This is a genomic window from Paenibacillus sp. FSL R7-0333 (assembly GCF_038000365.1).
Classification (GTDB): domain Bacteria; phylum Bacillota; class Bacilli; order Paenibacillales; family Paenibacillaceae; genus Paenibacillus_AQ; species Paenibacillus_AQ silagei.
On sequence record NZ_JBBOBZ010000001.1, the window covers coordinates 3627845 to 3649982 of the forward strand.

At 47.3% G+C, this 22138-nt stretch carries 17 protein-coding genes; all 17 read left to right on the forward strand.

The annotated features are described in order from the left end of the window. Window positions 1-103 precede the first annotated feature (103 nt). The 17 genes from MKY86_RS15035 (at window position 104) to MKY86_RS15115 (ending at window position 22121) form a co-directional block, all read left to right on the forward strand. Window positions 104-1114, forward strand: coding sequence for a hypothetical protein (locus MKY86_RS15035; RefSeq protein WP_143803554.1), 1011 nt, complete (start codon window positions 104-106; stop codon window positions 1112-1114). Between the two features lie 36 nt (window positions 1115-1150). Next, on the forward strand, window positions 1151-1453 hold the full coding sequence (locus tag MKY86_RS15040) for a MazG-like family protein (protein ID WP_340827127.1): 303 nt from the start codon (window positions 1151-1153) through the stop codon (window positions 1451-1453). Between the two features lie 101 nt (window positions 1454-1554). Next, entirely contained in the window at window positions 1555-1743 is a 189-nt protein-coding gene (locus tag MKY86_RS15045; RefSeq protein WP_036726849.1) for a hypothetical protein, read from the forward strand. Between the two features lie 113 nt (window positions 1744-1856). Further along, on the forward strand, window positions 1857-3413 hold the full coding sequence (locus tag MKY86_RS15050; protein WP_076075240.1) for a glycine betaine uptake BCCT transporter: 1557 nt from the start codon (window positions 1857-1859) through the stop codon (window positions 3411-3413). A 137-nt stretch (window positions 3414-3550) separates the two neighbouring features. Beyond that, window positions 3551-4303: an ABC transporter ATP-binding protein gene (locus tag MKY86_RS15055; RefSeq protein ID WP_076075223.1), complete on the forward strand. Its 753-nt coding sequence runs from the start codon at window positions 3551-3553 to the stop codon at window positions 4301-4303. Continuing rightward, complete coding sequence (locus MKY86_RS15060; RefSeq protein WP_076075219.1) at window positions 4287-5891, forward strand: hypothetical protein; 1605 nt, start codon at window positions 4287-4289, stop codon at window positions 5889-5891. The genes MKY86_RS15055 and MKY86_RS15060 overlap by 17 nt, the downstream gene beginning before the upstream one ends. Before the next feature lie 170 nt (window positions 5892-6061). Next, the gene (locus tag MKY86_RS15065) at window positions 6062-7009 is read left to right on the forward strand and encodes an ABC transporter permease (RefSeq protein WP_036726841.1); all 948 of its coding nucleotides are present in this window, start codon (window positions 6062-6064) and stop codon (window positions 7007-7009) included. A gap of 13 nt (window positions 7010-7022) precedes the next feature. Continuing rightward, window positions 7023-7892, forward strand: coding sequence for a carbohydrate ABC transporter permease (locus MKY86_RS15070; protein WP_076075216.1), 870 nt, complete (start codon window positions 7023-7025; stop codon window positions 7890-7892). Window positions 7893-7957: 65 nt separating this feature from the next. After that, window positions 7958-9544 carry an extracellular solute-binding protein gene (locus tag MKY86_RS15075; protein WP_076075214.1) on the forward strand — a complete coding sequence of 529 codons (1587 nt, stop codon included), beginning with the start codon at window positions 7958-7960 and terminating at the stop codon, window positions 9542-9544. A 91-nt stretch (window positions 9545-9635) separates the two neighbouring features. Continuing rightward, window positions 9636-11375: a sensor histidine kinase gene (locus tag MKY86_RS15080; RefSeq protein WP_076075211.1), complete on the forward strand. Its 1740-nt coding sequence runs from the start codon at window positions 9636-9638 to the stop codon at window positions 11373-11375. Next, window positions 11375-12997, forward strand: coding sequence for a response regulator transcription factor (locus MKY86_RS15085; protein WP_076075209.1), 1623 nt, complete (start codon window positions 11375-11377; stop codon window positions 12995-12997). Before MKY86_RS15080 ends, MKY86_RS15085 begins: the two co-directional genes overlap by 1 nt. Window positions 12998-13096: 99 nt before the next feature. Further along, the gene (locus tag MKY86_RS15090) at window positions 13097-15313 is read left to right on the forward strand and encodes an FAD-dependent oxidoreductase (RefSeq protein WP_340827131.1); all 2217 of its coding nucleotides are present in this window, start codon (window positions 13097-13099) and stop codon (window positions 15311-15313) included. A gap of 17 nt (window positions 15314-15330) precedes the next feature. Next, window positions 15331-16539, forward strand: coding sequence for an SGNH/GDSL hydrolase family protein (locus MKY86_RS15095; protein WP_076075205.1), 1209 nt, complete (start codon window positions 15331-15333; stop codon window positions 16537-16539). A 188-nt stretch (window positions 16540-16727) separates the two neighbouring features. Then, complete coding sequence (locus tag MKY86_RS15100; RefSeq protein ID WP_076075202.1) at window positions 16728-18191, forward strand: alpha/beta hydrolase family protein; 1464 nt, start codon at window positions 16728-16730, stop codon at window positions 18189-18191. 561 nt (window positions 18192-18752) lie between these two features. Beyond that, window positions 18753-20174 (forward strand): DHA2 family efflux MFS transporter permease subunit, encoded by a 1422-nt coding sequence (locus MKY86_RS15105; RefSeq protein WP_083684445.1) that lies wholly within the window; start codon window positions 18753-18755, stop codon window positions 20172-20174. Between the two features lie 33 nt (window positions 20175-20207). Next, a complete protein-coding gene (locus MKY86_RS15110; RefSeq protein WP_076075200.1) occupies window positions 20208-21380 on the forward strand; it encodes an FAD-dependent oxidoreductase in 1173 nt (390 codons plus the stop codon). A gap of 54 nt (window positions 21381-21434) precedes the next feature. Beyond that, on the forward strand, window positions 21435-22121 hold the full coding sequence (locus MKY86_RS15115; RefSeq protein ID WP_076075197.1) for a TetR/AcrR family transcriptional regulator: 687 nt from the start codon (window positions 21435-21437) through the stop codon (window positions 22119-22121). The last annotated feature ends 17 nt before the right edge of the window (window positions 22122-22138 follow it).

The following is a 22138-nucleotide window of genomic DNA, read 5'->3' on the forward strand; positions in this document are numbered from 1 at the left end:
TCAATAAGCATGCTTAGTCAAAATCCCGTCTGCCACAAACAGGCGGGACTTTTTATATCCGAAGGGACGGGGGTTTACGGGAATGGGAGTATGGGCTAGCTCAATGAATGGAGCACCTTGGACAAAAGGTAAAATGGATCAAGCGGTGAAGGAGCTCAGACAGCGGGCGCTTATTTCGTATGTCATCGATGTGGACAAGCTCCAGGATCTGCAGGAATTAGATCAGCATGTATTTGCCGAACGCCCGGATCTGGTCTTGTCAATTAGCCAAGTGGACAGGAAAGTGCGCTATCCGGAGGAACTGCTACAGACCCTATCTGAATTACAACACATCACAGCCTTAGAGTTGAATCTGTTTCATAGTGTGGATCTGAGTGTGCTTGGCAAGTTAGCGCGGCTGCAGTTTTTATCCATTTCGGCAAAAAAGCCGATTGACCTAAGCTTTCTCACAAGCTTCAAGCAGCTGCAATATCTCTCGGTCCATGGGAAATTTCATGACTTAACGCCGATTGGCGAAGCTTCCAGCCTGGACACCTTAATCTTGCGGACTACGATTCATGAGCTGGAATTTGTCCGCCGGTTACCGAACCTGCTGTGCCTCTTCATTCACGACTCCATCTTGAAAGGATCAATGGATGCGCTTGCAGATTCTACCGTCCCCATGCTGAGTCTGGCGGCTATCCGCAACTTAACGAAGGTGGATGCCCTGGAGTCCATGAGCAATCTTACATACCTGAACTTATCCTTGCCGAAGCTAGAGGCTTTGTGTGACTTTTCGAATATGCCGGGGCTCATACAGCTTGAACTCGATCAGATGAAATCCCTGGAGGATATAGATCCTTTATGGACCGCAACGCAGCTTGAAATGTTACAGCTAAGAGAGATTTCAGCAGCCGTGACCGCGAAGGAGTTAGAGCCTTTGACCGCAATGAAGCATCTGAAGCAGATCGACTTCCAGTTCCTTGATCTCAAAAAAGGAAGGATCGCAGCCTTACGTGAGTCGTTTGCCCAGGCAGGCAAGAGCCACCTATTGTATGAGAATATCGCCGAAGCCCAGCGGATTAAGCCCATGTCGCTAGTGCATTTACGCAAGCATATAGGATCGGTTCAATAAGTTAGTTCAATAAGACAGAAGATAGGAGTGATCACAATGATTGATTTAGCACAACTCCAGAAGAGAGTATATCAGAATAAGCTTGAGAAGGGGTTCAATGTCACAGATATTTATCAGGAATTCTGTCTGACCCACGGGGAACTGTCTGAAGCCTACGAGGCCTACCGGAAGAAGAAAGATGGCCTCGGTGAAGAATTAGCGGATGTTGCCATCTACCTGATTGGACTGTCGGAGATCCTGGGGATTAACCTGGAAGAAGAGATCATGAACAAGATCGAAATAAATGAAAGCAGAGTCTATGAGAATAGGGATGGAGTGCTCATAAAAGTTAAGGACTAAAGCGCATTCTCCAATCTTCGTGCATAAGCACCCCCATAGTATGGAAAAACTTCTATAGTGCAGATCAACAGCATGAATAGATTTCTCAGGAGGTTAGCGTGATGACAACTCAGGACCCGAAGGAGCTTTTGAAGCTGAAGCATGAGCAGGACGAGGAGAAGAGACAGTTCACTAGCTTTGCCCGGGCTGTATCCGAAGATGGGGAAGTAGAAGCAGGTCAGGAATTCAGTCATGACCGGGTGCCTGACGACCAGAACCGTATGAAATCGGTGGAGAACAGACAGAACTGAGCAGGACCCTGACAGAAAAGTACAATGGATGGACCCTCAGGAAGCCTTCCATGCGTTCCTGAGGGTTTTTTTGTTTATTATTGTATACATACACTACTCATGGAGGTTCATATATGGTTTTTATCATTTCAATTACCATCGTAGCGATTTTTGCAATATGGGGAGCTGTGGCGCCTGACCAGATGGCCAGTACCGCTAATGCCGCGTACACTTTCTCCATCCATAATTTCGGCTGGTTCTATTTGCTGGCGACTCTGTTTTTCTTGATCTTCACCTTCTATTTAGCCTTCAGCAGGTTTGGCAGTATCCGGCTGGGAGACGATGACGATGAACCGGAATATTCCACAGTCTCCTGGCTGTCGATGCTATTCAGCGCAGGAATGGGGATCGGGCTGGTCTACTGGGGTGTCGCTGAACCGCTGTCCCATTATTTATCTCCGCCGGAGGGCGTAACAGGAGGGACGACAGAAGCAGCACGGATCTCCATGCGCTATTCTTTTTTCCATTGGGGACTGCACCCATGGGCCATCTATGCCGTCATCGGATTGACACTTGCTTATTTCCAGTTCCGCAAAGGGTACAAAGGCTTGATCAGCTCTGCTTTTATCCCTCTACTCGGGGAGAGGCTGGTATCCGGCTGGCTGGGCAAGGCCATCGATATTTTGGCGGTGATTGCCACGATTTTTGGAGTAGCGACTTCGCTGGGTCTCGGGGCTCTGCAGATTAACGGAGGTCTGCATTATTTATTCGGACTTCCGAACACCGTAGCCGCTCAGATTGCAATTATTGCGGTTGTGACCGTGCTGTTCCTCATCTCCGCTACCAGCGGTCTGGACAAGGGAATCAAAATCCTCAGCAACACCAACCTGGTGATCGCCGTTCTTTTAATGCTGTTCGTATGGATGACGGGTCCGACCTCGTTTATCTTTGATACCTTTACCACCACATTAGGCAGTTATCTGCAAAACATCGTCAATATGAGCTTGAGGTTAACGCCTTTTTCCAAGGGAACCTGGGTCGGGGCGTGGACCTTATTCTATTGGGCCTGGTGGATTGCCTGGGCACCCTTTGTCGGTACGTTCATTGCGAGGGTATCCAAGGGACGAACCATTAAAGAGTTTGTCATTTGTGTGCTGATTATACCGAGTCTGTTCGGTTTTATCTGGTTTTCGGTATTTGGGGGAACGGGCATGCAAATGGAGCTCTTCGATGGTGTCCAGCTGGCTGAAGCCGTTAAAGGAGACACGACCACCGCCCTTTTCGTCATGCTGGAGCAATTGCCCTTAGGCACCATAGTATCGTTAATAGCTACGATCCTGATTATGATCTTCTTCATTACATCAGCCGATTCGGCTACCTTTGTACTGGGCATGCTGACGTCAGACGGCAAGCTGAATCCAAGTGCAAGAGTGAAATTAACCTGGGGTATTCTGCAATCCTCCATCGCTGTTGTGCTGCTGATTAGCGGTGGCTTGGGCGGCCTTCAGACCGCTTCCATTGTAGCTGCGCTGCCTTTTGCCATTGTCCTGATCGGCATGTGCTTCTCTCTGCTTAAAGCGCTCACGGAGGAGGACAAAGAGCGCCGCCAACGGGAAAAACGCCAACGTCAAAAGCTGAAGCAGCTGCTGGAAGAGCATGAGGCTATCCAAGCTAATGCGGATTCCATTTGATCATTCATTTGTGAAAAGTTATTTAAAAGAGTTCTCTCCCCCCCACCCTCCAATAGCCGGTGTTATCCTTAACTAAAAATATAAAAAGGTGTGTGTTAAAGATCACAAAGGATAATCTGAGGCTAAAACATAAGAGGATGGAGCTAGTGGTAGAGAATTTAGAGAAAGATTTCGGCGATAAGCATGTACTGTCAGGTGCGGATTTTGTGTTTGAGCAGGGGAAGATTTACGGTCTGCTTGGCCGCAACGGGGCCGGGAAAACGACATTGTTCAATTGCTTAGGCGGGGAAATGCAGGCGGATCGCGGAAGCATGAAGCTGGTACAAGGCCATTCCAGCCGTGATTTGCAGCCTGAGGATGTCGGTTATGTCTATGCACTGCCCATTTTGCCGGAATTTCTAACCGGATATGAGTTTATCCGTTTTTATATTGATGTGAATCAAGCAGCGATTGCAGACCGGGGAGACGATATAGACGCGCTATTCGATTTGATGTCTATTGAGGAGAGTGACCGCCATAAGCTGATTAAGCATTACTCGCATGGAATGAAGAATAAACTGCAAATGCTGCTTTTCCTGCTAATGAAGCCCCCGGTCATTCTGCTGGATGAACCGCTGACTTCGTTAGATGTCATCGTGGCCTTAGAGATGAAGAAGCTGCTGCGGGAAATGAAAGACGAGCATGTGCTGATCTTCTCCACGCATATCTTGCAGCTGGCTGCCGATTTATGCGATGAGCTGGTGGTACTTCATAGAGGCAAGCTAACGTGCGTATCAGCAGAGGTGCTGAAACAGCCGGATTTTGAGCAGCAGGTGATTGAACTATTGAGTGAAGTTGACGCAGACGAGTCCGGGAGCGGGGAGGAGGATGCCGATGCCGGAGATAATTAATACCATGATCCGCATCTGGCAGCTGCAGATTGCAATCTTTGTCAACAAGCTGATCTTTTATGCCCAGCGTCTGCCTCTAATCGGGAGGATGATTACAGACCGGGCGTATGCGGCTGCACAGGCCAAGCGGAGGGCGGGTGTTGCCGCCGTTGTTCTGATCCTTATGGGCGGTTTAGCCGAGAGCTTTCTCTATTTTGGAGTGCTGCTTGCGCTGCCTATTGCTCTGTGGACAGACAACTCTACGGCGGATGAACGGCTTGCTTTGTTTATGCATATGTATTTCTGCATGAGTGTCTTACTGGCAGGGGTATCAAGTGCGAAGGTACTGGAATCCAGTAAAATGAAATACACTATCGTCCGGCTGATGCGGGTTGCGCCTACAAGGTATATGCGAGCTGTACTGGTTAACCGGTATGCAACCTTACTGGTGTACCAATGGATTGCCATGATGGTGACTGCCAGTACTTTAGGCATCTCGGCACAGCAGGCACTCTTGCTGGTTGGGGCTGTGACGATGTGGAGGATCTTATGTGAACTGCTGCATTTGAGACTTTTCCGGTATGTCAAAATCATACTGGTGAAGAAGACAGGGCTTGTCTCACTGGTCATGCTGATCACACTTGCTGCGGCTTATCTGCCATTCACAGGGTTGATTGATGTGTCACTGTTCGGCGCCGCAGTCCTTGGTCAACCGCTGCTTCTGGTATTGCTGCTGCTCAGCGGCCTGGCCGCCGGATATATACTGCTGCGCAGAACGAATTACACGGATGCGGTAAGAGCGGTGACCAGCTTCGATGATCCGCTGCTAAACATGGAACGTATGCTGATGGATCTTCAACAAAAAAGTGTACAGACGGACCGCACAGACAATAGCGGGGTTCTTCCTGCTCAAGACAAGAGGGGGTACGCCTATTTGCATTCTGTGTTTGTTAAACGGCATAGGGGACTTGTAGCCGCACCTTTTCATAAAAGGTTAGTAATCATTAGCGTAATCGGCGTTCTCTTAGCGCTTTCCGCGCTGTTTTATACGGAGCATCTGAATGTAACACAGCTGGAACGGTATGTATCTTTTATCATTCTGGCGATGTTTCAATTGACGATGGGCAATCAATTGTGCAGAGCACTGTTTCGCCACTGTGACCTGCCGCTGATGCGGTATTCCTTTTACCGGAAGGATGCGCTTCAGCATTTCCGCTTGCGCCTCCGCTGGCTGCTGGGCAGAAATATACTGATTGGAGGGAGCTTGGCGGCTGTTCTGAGTGTATTTATCCTGATCGTCGCGGAAGGGAGGTTCCATCCGATCCTTCTTCCAATATGGCTATTAACGCTGGCGCTGGCGGTGATTTTCACGGTACATCATTTACTGCTGTATTATCTCCTCCAGCCTTACACCACGGATATGACTACGGGTAACCCCTGGTTTACATTGCTAAACAGTCTGGGTTCGATTGGTTTCCTTGCAGCATTCTTGCTGCGCCCGGCTCCCTGGATACTAGCTCTCACCGTCGCCTCGCTCACTGTCGTTTATTTTATCAGTGCATTTCCGCTTGTCTCAAGGTACTCATGCAGCAGATTTAGCCTGAAATAATATACAATGGCTGAACCCTCAGGAACGCGATCCTAGCGTCCTGAGGTTTTTTTCGTAAAGCCTCCATTCACAATTCAGATTAATATCTTATAAGAAATTCTAGAAATCACAGAAATTTATCCGGGCAGGGGGTGCTACTATACAACTATAAATAGAGACGAGGTGATGATATGCAAGCGAAATTGGCAGCGGACGCCATGCCCCTACCCCAAAAGCGGAACTCATGGATAAGAACGATAAAAAAGTATAAAGTGATGTACGCTCTCCTGTTCCCGGCGTTAGTGTATTTTGCCGTATTCAAATACATTCCTATGGCGGGAATCATTATTGCTTTTAAGAACTATAACCTGGCTTTGGGGCTATGGGACAGCCCATGGGTGGGATTTAGAAATTTCACAGATTTTATGAACGGCGTTTATTTCTGGGACATCATGAGAAACACGATTATCATATCGCTGTATAAGCTGTTGTTCGGCTTCTCGGCTCCGGTCCTTCTGGCTTTGCTGCTGAATGAAGTGTATACCCAATGGTTTAAGAAAATCGTACAAACGATCACTTATTTGCCCCATTTTCTGTCATGGGTCATTGTGTATGGAATGATGGTGGCGTTATTGGCCCCGGGGGATGGGCTGTTCAACATGATTTTGAAGGAGGCTGGAGTTGAACCCATCTCATTCCTGACAGAACCTGCCTGGGGCCGGCTGCTGATTATCTTATCTGAAATATGGAAGGATATTGGCTGGGGAGCGATATTGTACCTTGCCGCATTAGCAGGCATCGATCCCAGTCTATATGAAGCAGCACGAATGGATGGCGCCTCCAAATGGAGACAGCTATGGCATGTAACCCTTCCCGGCATCCGGGGAGTTATGATTCTGATGCTGATCCTCAAATTAAGCCATATTCTGGATGCCGGTTTTGACCAGATATTCATGTTTGCCAACAGCTTTAATCAGGAGAAGATCGACATTATTGACACATGGGTCTACCGTGAAGGGCTTGAGCGGCTGAAGATTGGCCTGGCTACGGCTGTGGGATTGTTTAAAGCGGTCATCGGATTTGGTTTAGTGCTCGCGGCCAATAAGCTGGCCAAAAAATTCGATGGGCAAATCTGGTGAGGGGGTGATCCAAATGATCAATTTGACAACCGGGGAAAAAGTCTGGCAAGCCGTCGTTTATTTTATTCTGATTTTGCTGTCCTTGATGTGCTTACTGCCCTTTCTCTATGTGGTTGCTGTTTCAGTGACCCCGGAATCAGAAGTGTTAAGAAGAGGAATTGTGATTATACCAGAGACCTTTACCTTTCTAGCCTACAAAGAAGTATTCATTTCTCACGGGATCGGGCAGGCGTATAAAATCACCTTGTTTCGGACGATTGCAGGCACTGCGCTGAATGTGTTTTTTACGGTAATCGCGGCTTACCCCTTATCCAAAAAATATTTGCCGGGACGAAGCCCGTTCCTGCTCTTCATTGTCTTCACCATGATGTTTGGGGGAGGATTAATTCCGACATATTTATTAGTCCGCTCTCTGGGATTGCTGAACAGCCCGTGGGTACTGATCATTCCACAGCTTATTAGTGCCTTTAATCTGGTCATCATCAAAGGGTTTTTCGAGCAATTGCCCGCAGAAATCGAGGAATCCGCGAGGGTGGACGGTGCAAGTGAGCTTCAGTCGTTATGGCGGATCATTTTACCCCTGTCACTGCCCGTCCTGTCCACAATTTCTTTGTTTTACGCAGTCGGGCATTGGAACAGTTACTTCGATGCGATTGTGTATATCAATGATTCGGGCCTAATGCCGCTTCAAGTGATCTTGCGCAACATCCTGCTTAACGTCGCCACACAAAGTGCGGATTCGCTTGCCAATTCCGGCACGGTTAGTACGTTCGCTGTGCAAATGGCTGCAGTTGTCGTGACTACGGTTCCGATTTTGATCGTCTACCCGTTTATGCAAAAGCATTTTACCAAAGGTGTGCTCTTGGGATCGGTTAAAGGTTAAAAGGCATTCCAACCTGAGTTGTTACGGGGAAACCGTGATAATATAGAAGCAAAGGAGAGGTCATTATGCAACGTAAAGCAATTACATTGGCTATGCTGACAGCAATAGTGGGTATGGGAACGGTATTGTCAGGATGTGGGGGACCAAAAGAGGATACGCCAGCAGCATCGGGGAATTCAGAGGGCCAGCAGAGTCCCTTTGAAACCAAATTGAAAATTACGATGTTTAACCAGGGTACGTTCAATGCGGCTGCTCCGATTCCTCCACGTGAAGAAGATATTCAGCGCCAAATGCTGGAGGAAGCCGTAAACATTGACCTCGAAATGATGATTCCCCAATCCGGGCAAGCCACGACTAAATTAAATACGCTCATAGCCGGCGGAGATATTCCGGATTTGATCTTCTTGAAAAGCCGGGCGGATCTTGCGCAATATTATGATCAAGGCGTTCTTGCGGATCTGACACCGTATCTGGATCAATTTCCTGAATTGCAGAAACGTTTCAGCAGCGACTCCTGGGAGGCAGTGACCTATCAGGGACAAACCATTGGGGTTCCAGGTTATGATAATGTCAACGGTATCAGCCGAAGCTACTTCATCCGCAAGGATTGGCTGACAAAGCTGAATATGGAGGTGCCTACAACACCTGACGAGCTGTTCGAAGTTATGAAAGCCTTTACAGAGAAGGACCCGGACGGTAACGGCAAGAACGATACGTACGGATTCATCGGCGGTATGAATAAAGAAGGTAATCTGCAAACCTACGGCTTCGATAGTCTGATGTGGATGTTCGGTGTCAATCCTCCCTCAGCCATTGATGTGAAGGATAATGAACCGGTGTTCCTGTATACCGATCCCAAAATGAAGGAAGCACTCGCTTATATCCATAAAATGATGGAAGCCAAAGTTGTAGATCCGGACTGGGTGACGATGAATACGCCCGATTTGCTCGACCAAAAGTTATTCAAGGGGAAAGTGGGCTTCATGATCAGAGACGCCCGCAGGCTGGAGCCGGATTATCAGCAGAAAATGAAAGAAATCAGCGGAGAGGTGCCGGAATGGATCGTTATTCCTCCAATGACAGGTCCTTATGGTGATCAGATTGTAGAGAGAAAATCGTTCCAGGGCAATTCATGGGCCATATCCAAGAAAGCGGATAAGGAGAAAATCATCCGGATCTTGTCCATGCTGAATTATTTCTTCACGGACCAAGAAGCCTATCCGAATTTTGCCTACGGGATCAAAGGGATTCACTGGGATGTGGTGGACGGCAAGATCAAAAATAAAACCTCTGAATTATCGAAGGACATGAAAGAAAAGTACCTCTGGGTCGATCATTATAGAATGCCGCGCCGCGGGGATGATGCGGAGTACTTCAGCTTCCAGAATCCTAAGACGGCAGAAGCGTTTGAGAACAATCAGAAATACGTGGCGCCTACGTTGCCCGGGAACTTATTGACTGAAGACCCGAACGATTCATTGGCAGCTGACCGCCAGCGTTACATTAATGAGAGCCTGGTCAAATTTATGACTGGCAAGGAACCTCTTTCGAACTGGGACAATTTCCTAGATACATTGGAGACCAAGTTTGACATGCAGAGATATAGGGAGTCTGTAATCAAACAATTTAAGGAAGCAGGCTTAATCAAGTAAAAATTAAACGAAGAGAGCGGCTAGCCTTAGCCCTCTCTTTATTGTCATATGCTATGATTTGTTCCATACCGATGCAGAAGGAAGATGATCGATGCGAAGAAGAATCAGCCTGCCCTTAAAATTATTTTTGATCGTCTTTGCCTTTGTATTAAGCTGCATCATCTTGATCAGCCAATTATCTTACCGCTATGTCCAAAAGGAAATAAGAACCACGGATGTGTATTACACCAACCAAATTCTTGACAAGATAGACCAGTATTTCACCGTCAATTTTTCCTCCTTCCAGACGATCCTGTTCTCGGTGGAATCATCGGTGAAAGCCAATATTGACAATACGGACGTAATTAAAAAGCAATTAAGAGAGCTATATGAACTCAACAGCAGTTACGTCAGTAATATTTATCTGATCCAAAGCGATTTATCCATTCTAGGCGGAAGCACGGCTACCCGGATATTCGATGAACCTTTAGCTGAAAGAAAACCCTTGTTTGCTGCCGCTGACCAGAACAGAAGGACAACCTTTGTCAGCGACCCTTACAAATCTAAATATTCCGGCTGGACCGTTACCATGGTCCGGTATCTGAACGGCACTCCGTTTCCTATGGCCATTGCGGTAGATTTGGATCTCAATGCCATTGAAGAAACCTTGTTCAAGATTAATAGACAAGAACAAATGAATCTGGCTCTAATCACCGCATCGGGAAAAATCATTGCCGGATTTTCGGGAAATAAAGGCTCCCTGAATATTCAAGACCATACGTTTTCAATCGGCGAAACGTCAGCGGAACAAATTCTGGATACCGCAGAAACAAGCCTTCAATTGCATACCAAGGAGGGAACTCAGGTCTCCCTTCTGAAAAAACCGACGGAAAAGTTCAACTGGACCATTATCTCAATCAATGATGAATCACGCTTGAAAGCGGCTTTGTCCAGATTGGAAACCTATTATATCGAGCTTCTGGCTGCGGGCTTTCTCTTAAGCCTGTTCGTATCCTTTTTTATTGCCAAATATATAAGGACTCCGCTCTACGCACTCAAAACAAAAATGAAACGGGTGGAGCAGGGTCTCCTGACAACTACTATATCTATTAACCGAAACGATGAGTTTGGCGATCTCTCCCGGGCATTCGATCGTATGCTGCAGCAAATTGTGGAACTGATCCGGGGAGCAGAGCTTCATCATGACCTTGAACGCAAGCTGGAAATTCAAGTGCTGCAATCGCAAATCAACCCTCATTTCCTGTATAACACGCTTGGTTCTATCAGCAATGTCATACGGCTCGGACAGATTGAGAAAGTAGATGTGGTGATCGAGTCTCTGATTTCAATCTTGGAATACGGGATCGCCGACGCTTCGGAGAAGGTCTCACTGCGCCAGGAACTGCAAAATGTATCGGACTATATCGCGATCCAGAACATCCGTTATAACCGGAGCTTTCAATTGATTGAAGATATCGAAGCAGGATTAACAGACTTTCCGGTATTTAGAATGCTGCTGCAGCCGCTTGTGGAGAACAGTATCTTCCATGGTTATAACGGAGGGGGGATCGAAGGCCCTATTACTATTCATGCGTACAGAGAGGGCGGCAGGGTCATCATAGAAGTCGTTGATCAAGGCGAGGGTATTCCGGCTGATACCATACAGCATATTTTAACTTCAGAACCCAGTGATGTGGAAGTGAAAAGGAAAAGAATCGGATTAAACAATATTCATGACCGGATCAGACTTCACTACGGAGAACAATTCGGACTCCAAATCACGAGTATACCTAAGGAAATAACCCGTGTTCAGGCCGTATTCCCGGCAGGCTTGTTTAAAGGAGATGCATGATGGTGAGAGAATACACCTGCTTCATTGTTGATGATGAGGATCTGATCCTTCAGCGGCTGGAATTGTTTTTTCAAGAGCTCTCCCTTAGAGATAAGCGATTTCATCTGGTGGGCACAGCGAATAATGGGCTGGAGGGGATAGAGGAGATCGTAAAGCTTAAGCCGGATATCGTGATATCTGATATCGTGATGCCGCGAATGGATGGGATTTCCATGATAGAGCAGCTAAAGTCAACGCTCCCCCGTACTCAGTTCATTCTTTTGACCGCTTATTCCTCCTTTGAATACGCTCAGAGAGCGATTCAATCCAACGTAATGGAGTACATTGTTAAGGTTCCGCTCAGGGAAGCGGATTTGAACCGGGCTTTAGATAAGGCAGCCGGGAATTTAAATGAGCTTAAGAAAAAAGAAGCGGAATTTCAATCGTTAAACGTATCCGTGCTTGAAAATAAATATAGAGTCCGCAAGCAGTTTTTTAACGAGCTGATCAGGGGCGAAATTCCTTCTCACCGGGCATCGGATTTTGCCAACCGCATGCAGTTTCATTTCTTCCAAGCTAATTATTGCTGTTTTATTGTCGAAATGAACAGGTATGAAAGTTTCCGGAACGCTTATTCAGCGTCTGATCAAAGCATCCTGAGGTATGCGATTACGAATATCATCGAGGAAACGGTGATGAATGGGGGCAGTGGTGTAGCTGCGGATTTATCCGCTAACCGTTTTATTGGCTTCCTTTCCTGGGAGAATCACCGCAGTGATCTGGAAACGGAATATGATTGCCAGGCATTAGGGGGGCAGATCGTCTCCCATTTGCACCAATACTTGAATGTAAGGGTATCTGTCGCTTTTGGAGGTCCGCACCGGGGCTGGGAATCGATCAAACAAGCTTACACGGAAGCACAAAAGGTGAGTGATGATTTCTATTATCATACAGAGAAAGCAGTAAAAACACCTATGCACCGCTTCCAATACCACAATGACAGAAAAGAAGAATTTCAGCAGAGGCTGGCTGAATTTCTTGACGGGCTGAAAAGAAAGGTCTCCAAGGATGAGCTGGAGAAGGCCTTTGCTGATCTGAACCAGTTCGTTACGGACCATAAAATCCATAAGTCCATCATGGTGCCTATGCTGCGGGACTTGTACAGAGACATTACGGTGAAGTTTAAATCAGGAAACAAGCTGACCACGGAGGTAGCAGAGTTTCCCATCGAGTGTATGTCTTTCCGGGAGCAGCTTGCCTATATTGGCGACTTCACCTACGACTATGTACACGCCGGCCAGCTTTTACACCGCGCTGAAATCATGAGTGCTATACAGTTTATAGAGCGTAACCTGAAACAGCGGTTAACGCTCGAGGCGATTGCCGAGGAAGTGAATTTAGCTCCATCGTATTTTAGCAGCTTATTCAAAAAAACAATGAACGAGGGCGTGATCACTTACATCAACCGTAAAAAAATCCAATTAGCTCTCGAGCTGTTAAATGTTCGGGATTATTCAATATTGGAATTGTGCGAGGAAGTAGGGATTGTGAACGAAGGTTATTTTTGCAAATTATTTAAAGAATATACGGGGGATACGCCCAAGCAATACCGGATTAAAATGACCCGGTATGAATCGGGATAACCTTGCAACAATCGTATAATTTTTTCGTGAAATCATGTAAAAAAAAGCTCCCCAAAAAGCTTACCATGAGAGAAGGATCTAATCATGGAGGTTATCAAAATGGAGCTTATTAAAGCAGATGTAACCGTCGTAGGCGGAGGTATTGCCGGGATCTGCGCAGCCATTGCTGCCGCACGCCAAGGGCTGCAGGTCTCACTCATTAATGACCGGCCGGTCCTTGGAGGAAATGCGAGCAGCGAGGTCAGGGTTCATATCAACGGGTCGGCATATCTCGGAAACAGTCCATCCTATTATGCGCGCGAGGGCGGATTGGTGGAAGAGCTCAAGCTGAAGATTTTTCACTATAATCCGTTGTACAACAAGAAGCTTATGCTTTCGCTTTCGGATACGGTCTTGCTCGACATGGTCTATGGTGAGGCTAACATTGCTCTATTCCTGAATACATGTGTGCATGAAACGGGGATGGAGAACGGCAGAATTAAGTGGGTGGAGGGTCTTCAATTAGCTTCCGAAAGAAAATTTCGTTTCGAAAGCCGGACCTATATCGATTGTTCCGGAGATGGCATTGTCGGCTATCAGGCAGGGGCTCACTTCCGGCAGGGGAGAGAGGCGAAGCATGAATATAAGGAAGAACTGGCACCTGAAGTGGCAGACCATTACACCATGGGCGATACGATCCTGTTTCAAGCCCGTGACGTAGGATATTCCGTTCCCTACCAAAGACCTGGCTTTGCGTATGATATTACGAAGCTGGCTTTTTTCGATAGTATCAGACAAGGCTTAAACCACCGGTCTTTTCCAAGGAAAATCAACGGGCTTGGCGGATTGTGGTGGCTGGAATACGGCGGGCACCTGGATATTATCAAGAATAATGAAGACATCGCCTTGGAGCTGCGGAAACTGGTGTACGGAATTTGGGATTATATCAAAAATAGCGGCGAATTTGATGATGTAGCCAATCTCATCCTGGATTATGTATGCCCGATTCCGGGAAAGCGGGAGTCCAGGCGGTTTATTGGTGATCACATGCTGTCCCAGAACGATCTTACCACAAAGCCGCATTTCGAGGATGCTGTATCCGTCGGCGGATGGTATATGGATTTACATGCCAATAAGGGCATCTACGATGAGGGGCCGGCTACAGCCTGGAATTTCGTGCCCGGATTGTACAATATCCCTTTCCGCAGTTTATATTCACGAAATATTCCTAATCTTATGTTCGCCGGCCGCAATATAAGTGCTACCCATGTGGCCTTCGGATCGACCAGAGTAATGGCAACCTGCGGTTGTATGGGACAGGCGGTGGGAACGGCTGCTTCGTTATGCTTGAAATATGAGGCCGACCCTGCGGCTATAGCTGAGGATCATATGAGCGAGCTGCAGGCGCTGCTGCTCCGGGACGGACAGACGATTGTAGGGCTTCAGGAGGAATTGGACCCGTACTTCGCTGACGGATTAACGATTCGTGCTTCATCTCAGCGCAGCTACGACAATCTTCATCCAACCGAAGAGCTTTCCCTGGAGACAGGGTTATGTCTGGTCCTGCCGATTCAGACATCCTTAGCTGAAAGCGTACGGATCAAAATTAAAAACAGGTCCGGGCATCCGGAGACCCTGCAGGTGAAGCTGTTCGGCGGGGAACGGAAGGAAAATTATATTCCCGTCAGCGGGTTGAAAGAGTACAACTTGGCTGTTGCAACCGGTCATGACGACTGGATTACGCTGGACCTCGGCTGCCAGAAACCGGCTGACGACAAAATCTACATCGTACTGGAAGGTACGGCGGGCCTCGCCGTATACGGCAATGAAGAGAAAATGACCGGAGCGGTCAGCTTCTATTATAGACCGGAAGAGCCGTCCGGACTGAAGAAATTCAATAAGAGCATTTGTTTCAAGGAGCTGTTGCCAGCCCAGGATATGTATAATCCGGGGAATGTCGTCAACGGCTTCTCCAGACCTTATGGTCTGCCGAACAGCTGGATTTCTGAGCGTACGCAAGGACAGGAATGGCTGGAATTTGGTTTGGCCAGCCCCAAAAATGTGGATGAAATCCAGCTTGTTTTCAACCCGCAGCTGAATTTGGAGCATTTCGACGATCCGATTGAGTCTCTGATCCAAGATTATGAGTTGACCTTAACCTTAGAAGACGGAAGCGAGCGGACAATCATAACCCGCGGCAATTATCTCACCTTGAACAAACATAAGGTGGATGCGAAGGCGGTCATACGAATCCGTTTTGATTTCTATGCGACGTATGGTTCGCCTTATTTTGAAGTGTTTGCTGTAAAATGCTTTGCTCCTAAAAACGATAAGTGAGGTCAGGTGAAGTCGAGATGAAGGATGTATTCCCTCGAAGAGGGCTCCCTAATGTCATTCAGAAGCTGGAAAATGGGGATACGGTCACCATCGTCTATTTCGGTGGCAGTAATACGCGTTCTGAAGGATACAGGGTCATGACGGCGGATTGGCTTCGTGGGCAATATCCTAAGGCGGATATCCGCGCGGTGAATGCAGGTATTAACGGGACAGGATCGGATCTGGGCTGTGCCCGTGTGGAGACAGATGTACTGCGTCACCGGCCTGATCTGGTATTTGTTGAATTTGTCGGTAACGATGGCGGAGATCCCGAATCCAAGGCGCGGATCGAAGGGATTGTCCGTCAGATCCGCAAGCGGAGCCGGTTTACCGATATCCTGTTCGTGTATACGCTGAAGGAGCGGGATGTGGCCTTGTTCCAGTCCGGGGAATACCAGAGGGGCGCTCTAATGCAAGAGGAAGTGGCTGACTATTATGGGATTCCTTCGATCCATCTGGGCGTAGCGGTCAGTCATCTGGTGTCGGAGGGACAACTCGTGTTCACCTCAAGAGAAGACGTATCCATTCCCGACGCCGTTATTTTTACGCATGATTCGATCCATCCGACCATTCCCGAAGGACACCAGATTTACACGGATACGATCACCCGGTCCTTTGAGCTCATTAGAGAGCTTCAAGATCAGCCGGGAAGGTTCGTACATCACCTGCCTCAGAATCCGCTGGTCCCGGCTAATCCTTGGGAGTATGCGGCCATGCTGCCACTGGATAGTCTGGCTACTTTTTCTGCAGGATGGTCATATCTGACACCGGGTGATTCTGCTCTAGCTCGCGAGTACAGCTGGTTGTTTCCCGGCCTGTGGCGGGCAGCCGATCCTGGAGAGGCGGTTACGGTGCAGTTCGAGGGCACCCGTATCGGATTATTCGATATCGGAGGACCTGATTCCGGCAGATTGAAGGTGACGGTGGATGGCGGAGAACCCTTTATTGTCGATCGCTTCACATTCTACAACGATCATAACCGGAATCAGTATGTATTCCTGCCGGAACTCCCGAACGGGAAACATACGGTTCGCTTCGAGCTCGATACCGGCAAGACAGACAAAGCGGCTGTGTTCGAGGCAAGCGGCAATGAACGGAGCAGTGAGCATATCCGGCAGCATCCGGATTGGTACGATCAAACGGTGATCCGGCTTGGGAAACTGTTACTGGTGCAGCCTCCCTTATAATGGCTCATTAGACATTGTGCAATGGATGAACCCTCAGGAACGCTATCCTAGCGTCCTGAGGGTTTTTAGCTTTTGATGCATTTCTTTTGTCCGTTCATATTCAGTTCATATTGACGTCACGGGGAGTACACTTTCATTGGTTAAACTTACATCTTAGCAAAAGAAGAAGTAGAAAGAGAGGGTGTCAAATGAGATTATTTGAGATACTTTTAGTTCTATCCTGTTTCGCGCTACTCGCAGATCTATTGTTTATCAGAAGAGGGGCAAAGACAACAGGACTGGTTTTGGGGATAGGAAGCAGCGTTATATTGGTAGTTCAATTATTTGTAGAGGGATACAGATGGCAGTTGCTTTTGGTATATATGATGACGGCGTTACTCATACTCATCGTTATACTCAGGCATTTAGGCAAGATGGGGAATATAAGGAATATAAAAGCAGGGAAGCTGTTGAAATATAGTTCATCTTCCATCATCGTCATTCTGCTTGTTATATCTACCGGCTTGTCTGTATACTTGCCAGTCTTTCATTTGCCGAAGCTTGAAGGTCCGGAGAAGGTGGGTACTCAAACCTTTCATTTTACGGATCAGAACAGAGATGAAGTCTTAACTGAAGATCCAAGCGATAAGAGGGAACTAATGGTTCAAGTGTGGTACCCTACTGCAAATAGCAGTAACAAGAAGAGTGAAGCTCTTTTTCCCAAAGATAAAGAAATGTTCAAAAAGTATATCCAGACCTATTCTAATTCATTAAACCTGCCAGACTTTGTATTCGATTACTGGAAGTATAGTAAAACCAACTCTTATGAAAATGTAGAAATATTGCCTTCAACAAGTCCTTATCCTGTGGTACTGCTATCTCACGGTATGGGAACCAGTCGGGTTCTCCATGCTTCACAGGCCGAGAATCTCGCCAGTCACGGGTTTATAGTAGTTACCATCGATCATACGTATAGCACCTTTGCTACCATTTTTCCGGATGGCCGTGTAACGGACTATACCACCAAGACGACTACTGTAGAAGATCGCAGAAGAATCGGTAAGATATGGACGAAAGATGTGGAGTTTGTAATCGACGAAATTGAAAAGCTGAATTCAGGTGCAATCGAAAGTCAATTTAAAGGAAAAATCGATCTAGATCATCTGGGCGTAATGGGGCATTCCTTCGGGGGGGCAACAGCGTTTAATACTAATTATGTAGATCCTAGAATCAAGGCCGGGGTCAATATGGACGGGTCACTGATCGAAGTGGACAATAGAGATGATCTAAACAAGCCGTTTATGTTCATAAGATCCGGAGTTTTTAAAGACTGGTTGACAGATTTCAAGAAAGGTACCAATCCGGATAACGAAGTCACTAAACAACTTGAAGAAGAGCTGCACATTATTAAAAATGTGATCAATCAGGGAGGGCCTGCGATTTATATAGAGGGTACCCAGCACTTCAATTTCACGGACCTTCAATTCTATTCTGAGCTGATCAAGCTGACTGGAATCACAGGAGATATAAATGGTAAAAGAGGATCAGACGTCGTAAATCACTATGTCCTCGATTTCTTTAATAAGGCATTGAAAGGAGAAGGGGGACAACTGCTTGAGGGTCCAAACGACAGCTATCCCGAGGTGAAATTTATAAAGCCGGAAGACCTTTAATATCTCATCAACTTTAAAACTGTAAGAATGAACCTCAGGGGTGTTAAAGGCTGAGCATGAACATCGAGCTAGATATTGGGCTGATCCTGCACCCGTTACCGATTTCTGCTCTTACATTCAAGTAGGTGATTGTATTTCCTGCAATAGAAAATGGATTACTGACCGTAAAATGAGATTCTATTGTATTTCATACAGTAGAATGTGTGTTTTGGGTGAAAACTGGCCTTTGTTCAACATTCAATTGTACGGAATACAATAGATTCTATTTCGAGGCCTTATTTACAGCATTCCATTGTACAAAATGCAGTTACTATCTTTCCAGCGCCTACAGTATCCGAATGACTACTGCGGGGCGGAGCGTCCTCACCGAGCGCAAATGTCCATCCAGCTCCAAAACAAAGGGTGTCCCAGCCATTTCATGGCTTATGGGACACCCTTTTATTCTAAGAAAGACGCATACCCAATAACGAACACCATTCTTGACGAACAGTGTTCGTTGTGTTATAAATGTATCAGGTTAACTAATTCATACGCTTATGTAAGGAAAGGAGGAGAGCGTTTATGTCAGAGACAAAGGATAGCCGTAGTATGCAAGCAGACTTTTCCTTAAAACAGATTTTGCCCATACTTCTCGCTGTTGCTTCAGGGATGTTCCTGGTGATCTTAGACAGCACCATCATGAATGTAGCCGTGCCGAAATTAGTAAGTGCCTTCGATACCAATCTTAGTACGATTCAGTGGGTCATTACGGCGTATACCTTGTCTTTATCGGCAGTCATTCCGTTAGCCGGCTGGTTCTCTGACCGTTTCTCACCCAAACGGATGTTCATGATCAGCATTGTGTTATTTGTGCTCGCTTCTGTTCTGTGTGCAATGGCGACCACTCCTAGTCAGCTTATCATTTTCCGCATCATTCAAGGTCTGGGCGGAGGCATGGTGGCTCCCATCGGAATTGCCACTGTATTCATGGTCGCTCCTCCGGACAAAAGAGGATCGGTCATGGGCATCCTCGGGATCCCGATGCTGCTTGCTCCCATTCTGGGTCCCTTATTGTCGGGCTGGCTGATCGAGTACATCAATTGGCACTGGATCTTTTTCATCAACGTACCGGTTGGCATCTTGGCTTTATTCATGGCCTGGAGGTACTTACCTGCATCGGATGCACAAGCCAATAACAAGCTGGATGTGACCGGTGCGCTTTTGGCTCCTATTGCCTTTACTTCAATTGTGTTTGCCGTACATCAAGCAGGAGAGAAGGGGTGGTCCAATCTATGGACGTTAGTTCCTCTGGCCTGGGGCCTGGTTATACTGGCCGTCTTTATATGGAATGAGCTGCGGCACAAGCATCCGCTGCTGGAGCTAAGAGTATTCCGTTCGCCTACCTTTGTGCATGGCATTTCTGTCGCCTGGTTGAATCAGATCGCTTTGTTCGGAAGTATCCTTTTGTTCCCGCTGTATTTACAGCAAGTGAGAGGGCTAACCCCTCTTGAAGCTGGATTATATGTGATCCCGCAAGCCCTGTTATCTACGGTCGGGATTAATGCCGGCGGCCGGTTATTTGACCGTTTCGGTGTTCGCCCGGTAGCCATCATGGGTATTCTGTCGCTTTGCGGGTCCTTGCTTGCACTGACGCAGATTGATGCCCATACCAGTTCGCTATATATCATTTGCAGCTTTGCTTTTGCAGGGCTTGGTCAAGGATTAACGATGATGCAGATTAATACCCATGTCCTCAGATCAGCTCCCAAGGAATTAATAAGCCGTGTTACGCCCATAACCACTTCAGCACAGCAAATTATGTCCTCCTTCGGCGTTACCATCACGATGGCTTTTCTGGCCAAACAAATCAGGGGACTTCCCGCACAGCATTCACCCGATCAATTAGGTCATGCCTTCGGCTCAACATTCTGGATTACTTTGGGCTTTGCAGTTATTGCATTGGTTTTATCTTTGTTTTTTGCAGGCAAGAAGCACGATTCTTGAGAAAATACTTTCAAACGAAGGAGATGTCTACACATGACAACAAATAATTCTACAGAACAACGCCGGATCGCTATTATTGGAGGTGGACCTGGGGGTCTAACGCTTGCCCTGATTCTGCAGCAGCATGGTATTTCCTCGACGATTTACGAACGTGAGCATGAGGATCTAAGCCACGAACGCGGAGGTTCCTTAGATATTCATGAAGAATCCGGGCAGCTCGCTTTAAAGGAAGCCGGATTATATGAAGCTTTTCTGCAGGCAGCACGGTTTGAGGGCGAAGACTTCCGGCTCATGGATAAGACGGGAAACCTATACCTGGATGAAGTGGCCGACGAAGAGAGCTCGGAAGGGCAGAGACGCCCGGAGATTGACCGTGGTGTGCTTTGTGACTTGCTTTTAAACAAGTTAGATCCGGCTATCATACAGTATGGCTATAAACTGGAAAAGGCTGTATCTCTGGGCGAGGGGAAGACGGAGCTTCATTTTGAGAATGGACATATCGCTGTGGCAGATCTTGTAATTGGTGCGGATGGCGCCTTTTCCCGTGTTCGTCCTCTGCTTACCGATACAAATGTGGAATATTCAGGTCTGACTATGCTGGAGCTCAACGTTATTGCAGCCGATCACCCGGATCTGGCCGCATTCAACGCACGTGGCAAGATGTTTGCACTGGATGATCACAAAGGGATTCTAGGCCAGCTGAACGGCAACGGACGGATCAAAGTATATGCGAGCTTCAAGGTAGAACGGGACTGGTTAGATGAAATCCGGAACGATAATCCGCAGGAGACGAAGGCCAAGCTGCTTGAGCTGTTTCACGATTGGAGTGAACCGCTCAAGAATTATATCCGGTATGCGGAAGATGCGGTTGTACCCAGACGGATTTACATGCTGCCCGTCGGATTTCGCTGGGAACGCAGCGCTGGTGTCACGCTGATTGGAGATGCAGCACATGTCATGTCTCCTTTTGCCGGAGAAGGGGTGAATCTCGCGATGCTGGATGCGCTGGAGCTGGCTCTTGCCATTGTAAGAATTAAGGACACAGCTGGGGCAATTGAAGAATATGAAGAGAAAATGTTCCAGTATGCCTCAGAGAAAGCACATGTGTCTAACGAAAATCTCATCCTGAGCTTCTCAGAGAATGCGGCTCCAAAGTTTGCAGCACTCATGCAATCTTATCAAGACCTGTATGAGCAGCAAGGCTGATGTTATCTTCGGCGATGTATTTACTATTGGCTTCCGGCATGTTATAAGAAAAGTATGATGAAACCTAAACGTGAAATTGTGAGCCGCCGTAACCGGCCAGCCAAAGAACCCCTTAGTCATGAAATCATTGTCAAGACCGCGTATGAGCTGCTGAAGCAGGAAGGAACCTCCGGCATGAGCATGAGGAAGGTTGCCAAGCAACTGGACACCGGACCTTCCTCCCTGTATGTTTACGTTAAAAATCTGCAGGAATTGAGCTCTTATGTGCTTGACCTTGGTCTCGGTGAGTTGAACCTGCCAGAGCTGACGGACGACAACTGGAAGGAGCAGTTATTTCAAGCTTTGCATGCTTATGCAGAACTGCTTATCGAGCAACCTGGATTAGCTGAGCTATCCCTACAGACGATTCCTATTGGGAATCATGCTTTTCGTCTGAATGAGTATTTACTTACCGTCCTGGAGAAGGGTGGAATCACCTCTACGGCCGCTGCTTGGGGAACGGACCTGTTGCTCCTGTACGTATCTTCCGTTGCCTTGGAGAAGGCTAAGAGAGCAAACGAACTGATGGAAACTGCCCAGAGTTACTATAATCAAGCAGATCCGGTACGTTTTCCGCTCATGAACAGTCTGAAGACTGATTTATTCTCGGGGGATACCGCCTCCAAGGAGAGGTTCTTCTGGGCCATTGAAGTAATACTTCAGGGGATATTGCACAAACAGTTAGGAGACAATGGTAAGTAACCAAGCGACGAAGATCA